Source organism: Paenibacillus sp. P4_A7 (assembly GCF_056402455.1).
Genome location: NZ_JBFUHJ010000430.1, coordinates 1 through 4,843, shown reverse-complemented (window position 1 = coordinate 4,843; position 4,843 = coordinate 1). Strand labels below are relative to the sequence as shown.

Sequence of the window (4,843 nt, the reverse complement as noted above, 5' to 3'; positions counted from 1 at the left end):
GCCTATTCAAAGGATGAGATCGGTCAGCTTACACGGAGATTCGGTTCTATGCTCATGAGAATCAATCAGCTTATTGACGAGGTTTATCAGGCAAAATATATTCAAAAGGAAGCTGAACTAAAAGCGCTTCAAGCACAAATAAATCCCCATTTTCTCTATAACACACTTTCTCTCATTAATTCAAAAGCGATTCGTATGGACGCGATGGAAATTAGTCATCTAGTCAATCAATTGTCTAAATTTTATAGAACGACTCTTAACAAAGGTCAACAGGTGATTTCCATCCAGGATGAATGGACGAATATTCAAGCTTATATTCATATCCAATCTGCTATGCATAACGCTGGTTTTGATGTTGTGTACGAGGTAGATGAGAGCGTATTCCAGTACGATATGATTCATCTTATTTTACAACCGATTGTAGAAAATGCGATTGGACATGGCATTGATCAGCTGCGAGAAGGTAGAGGCAAGTTAGGAATGAAGGCTTATATCATAGGTGAAAATATTCTCTTCGATGTCGCAGACAATGGAGTGGGAATAGAGAAAGAGGGTATTGATCGGTTACTTGTACAAGAGGGACATGGCTATGGATTGAAAAATGTAAGAGATAGACTCAAGCTCTTTTTTGGTGAGGAATATGGTTTGTCTATAGAGAGTAGTGTTGGAGAAGGGACGACCGTCACCGTTAAAATCCCAAAGTACAATCATCAAAAAAACCAAGCGTAATAGAAGGAGATCAACGAGGTTACTCTCATTGGTCTTTTTTTTCTTGTTCCATTGAATTCTGTTATATTTCGAAAATATTTGTTATGTCTTGAAGTTTCCGATGCTACTACAATAAAACTAGAGGCAATGACTAAAAGAAGCACGATTCAAAGCGTTGTAAATGGCTAAACGGAGAATTTATTAATGAGAAAGAGAGGCGGACGGAGAAAGAAATAAGGATGACAAACTTTTGAATAATGAAAGTGAGGTCTAATAATGAGAAGAAAAATGTTAAGTATAATTCTTATCTTGAGTCTTTTCTTGTCCGTCGCGTCTCTACCTGCTCATGCGGATAGTGGCTCCGAAAGTAATGGGGATAGTGGTGTGGCTAGTGACATTGCTAGTGATGTTGCCAATGACATGGTTGACTTCTGGRTGGTCAACTCGTTGAAAACGGTGTATAGAACCAGTACTATTCCCGCGGAACCAATCCAAAACATTTCCTTAGTGTCAGCCAAAAACGAATATGAAAGCGCTATAATTGCAGTTAGAAGTAATGAAGCTTTTGAAATTTCCAAAGTTGAATTCTCAGACCTGGTATCAGCATCAAATGAAATAATAGCTGAAAGCAATCTAGCTTATCATTTTGTAGAATATGGATTAACGGATAAGATTAAAGCGAATTATATCTTTCCGGATAGAGAGGGGATGCCTATCTATCCAGAATCTGAGATGCCTGATCCGCTATCCAACGAAGTATCCATGCAAGTAAAAGCCAATTCAACTCAACCCATTTTTATTACTAACTATGTTCCTACACCAACTGCGCCTGGAACTTATAGCGGTACAGTTAATATAAAGACAACTCTAGGAGACTACATAGTACCTATTCATGTTGAAGTTGCAGATGTTGAAATCCCTAAAACCTCGGAAGCTAATTTCGTCAATTATCAATGGTCCATGACCAATGGTTTTATGTCGGATGGGTATCAATACGGTTCAGGAGTTAATGAGAAGGGATATGACGTAGGAGAGTACTATTATGGAGTGAAGACTTACAGTGATAAATGGTTCAAACTAATGGAGAATTACRCCAAAACAATGACGGACTACAGACAGAATATGATATGGATACGAACAGACCTCTTACTGAATGCGACAGGAACTGATCTTAAAAAATTCGAAACTGGTATTCCTGATAATATTGACTGGTCGATGTTTGATAAATATGTTCAAACTTTTATTGATAAGGGTGTTACTGATTTTGCTAATATTCATTTGATCAGACAACTAAAGTACATGCCTAAGGAAGAACATCTATCAGCCGATATGTGGAAAACAGGAGTTCCTAAAGAATTACCAGTAACAGATGCATTTCTTACTAATTATTTGACTGCTCTTAGTAAGCATGTGCAAGAAAAAGAAGAGTGGAAGGATAAGGACCTCACATGGTACCAACATATCTTAGATGAGCCTATCACAGATAGCCAAAAGAATTTCTGGACATATGTGGCCAGAAAAATTAAAGAGGTTGCGCCTAAGTTTAAAACGATGGACGCAGATCCAAACGGTATTCTGATGGCCGAAGGCAGCAAGCCTTATGTAGACGTATGGGTTCCACTAACACCTGCTTTCCAAGAGAAGAAAGAGCTGTACAAAGCGGAGCAATTGGTGGGCAAAGATATGTGGGTTTATACCTGTGAGGTAAATACRCCTCCATGGTTGAACCGGTTTTGGACCCAGCCCACTTTAACGGGCAGATTATTGTTCTGGAATTTAAGCCAAGATGGTGTCCAAGGTGCTTTGCATTGGGCGTGGAACGCATGGTATGTAGGGCCGTGGGGTGGTGATTCCGCTATTGTCTATCCAGATACGAAAAATATGGGAGTCAAAAGCTCGCTGCGTTATGAAGCTCAAAGGGATGGCATTGAGGATTACGAGCTGATGTTCAAAATCAAAGAAACGGATAAGGAATTTGCGAAGCTTATCGCCGACAGCGCAGTAAGTCCGGACGATCCAAGAAAATATACGCTTGACCCTGAATACATCAAGACGCTTCATGATTACTTGGTAAAAGCGGCAGCAGGTGAAGATGTCGGAGAAATATCTTTTGCGACTAGCCCCTATGCGGGCCAAGAAATTCCAATGACATATATGGCCGACAGCAGTAATAGCGATCTCAAATATACAGGCAGTTGGTATAACAAGAGCAGACAATATGCGTATCAGGACGGTGTTAAATCTACGGTATCAGCTAATGCTGCAGTGGAATATCAATTTAGCGGCACGGGAATTGACCTTGTTGTTGAGAAAAATAACGGGGCGGGGAGATTGGCTGTATATATTGACGAGGATGAGCCAGTAATTTTAGATGCTTATGAGCTGGTACAGCATGATTACTTCACCATTTACAGTAATCGCAATCTTCCAAAAGGGCAGCACACCATTAAGGTTGTAAATCTAGAAAACAAAAACCTTTATATTGACGCTTTTCGGGTACAGATGTATGAAGGGCAAATCCTTTACGATGCATCTCTGAAAAGCTTGGATATTTCCAATGTAAMGAATTTTAATTTTAACAGTAAGATTACTGATTATCAGTTTGTGATTCCTTCAAATGTAGATAAAATTTCCATTGGACTTCGGCAAACAGATGAAAAGGGAACACTTAAGATTAACGATATAAACGCGGATAGCAACCAGGTGCTCTCAGCTACTATCCCGATAGGCAAAAGTTCGATACGCATACAGTCAACAGCCAGTGATGAAGTAACTACGAAAGTATACACGTTACATTTTCTTAAGGGCAATGTAAACAATGTCGAATCCAACTTGGCTAGAAACTATTCCTCAATCACCGCAACGGCAGCACGTGAGGGCGAGGACTATAGTCCTGAGAAGATGGTAGATGGTAGTTATGGCAGTATGTTTGCGAGTCAGCGTGACTATATCGGCACGCATCCCTTCCCGCATGAGATTGTTCTTTCATGGGATACACCGCAAGCCTTTAACACAATAGTCATGGCAAATATGTCAGGTCTCTTACAGGGGATTAATGATATAGACATTGAGGTTTCTAAAGATGGGTCAACTTGGTCAAAAATATCCGAGCACATACCTGTCGTTTGGAAGAGCAGCAAAGATGATGGTGTGATTGAATATACGTATGCGAACATACCGGCTGTTGAAGGTGTGAAGAAATTGAGAATACAGATTAACGATGCTTATTACACAACATGGAGTATGTATGCTCTATACGAGCTTGAGATTTACAACCTTCCTGATAATGGAGAACTAAAAGATTTAGAGATCACAAGAGAAGTCGCGTTGACTGGATTAAATATGAATGATGCAAACAGTGGAGAGCTCATTGATTTCTCATTTGATCCTAGCATTAAAATCTATTCACTCAATCTGGGTAGCGATACGAATAAAATAGCGATTACATCAACGATGAAAAATAATTATGGAGAGCTGTCGTTCAATGGTGTGACTGCAAAACCAAATCAAAAAGCTATAGTTACGGTTCCTGAAGGCATAAGCACATTAGATGTAAAAGTCATTGGCGATGAAGGAACTGTCAAAGAATATAAGATCTCAATCAAGAGGATTAATAATCTTGCGAGCAAAGCTTCATCGATTATTTTGGATAAACCACCAGTGGTAGAAGCGGTAGTAGATAATCTTATTGACGATAATTATGAGACAGCCTTGACTTACGGTAACTACGATTCAGTGCCAGAATTTAAATTCCCTCATACCTATACGATTAAGTGGGATGAACCTCAGAGCTTTAATTTTATAGACATTGTCGTACCGGCCGGAGCGTTGGACCATATACCGTCGATGCTATCGATAAGCGTGAAGAAGGACGATACATGGGTTCAACTGATGAATGACAGTCAAGTTTGGACAGAAAATGGAGACACTTTATTTTGGCCTATGTATAATGACATCAATTTAGAAAAAACGGGATCTTACCGTCATGAGAAGTTGCCAATATTAGGCCAAAAAGACATCACTGAAATGCAAGTTAAGGTTCATGGTGGACGACTTTACGAAGTACCTGCTTACTATGAAATTAATGAACTTGAAATTGCAAATGTTTTAGAAGGAGGGAAGCTCGTCATTGATG

At 39.5% G+C, this 4,843-nt stretch carries 2 protein-coding genes; both read left to right on the top strand.

Translation table 11 applies throughout. The features are described 5' to 3' along the window. The coding region (locus AC1DWN_RS28120) for a sensor histidine kinase (RefSeq protein WP_477562186.1) at positions 1–729 on the top strand (729 nt) is incomplete at its 5' end. A 255-nt stretch (positions 730–984) separates the two neighbouring features. After that, on the top strand, positions 985–4,843 hold a 3,859-nt coding region (locus AC1DWN_RS28115; RefSeq protein ID WP_477562185.1), incomplete at its 3' end, for a glycoside hydrolase domain-containing protein.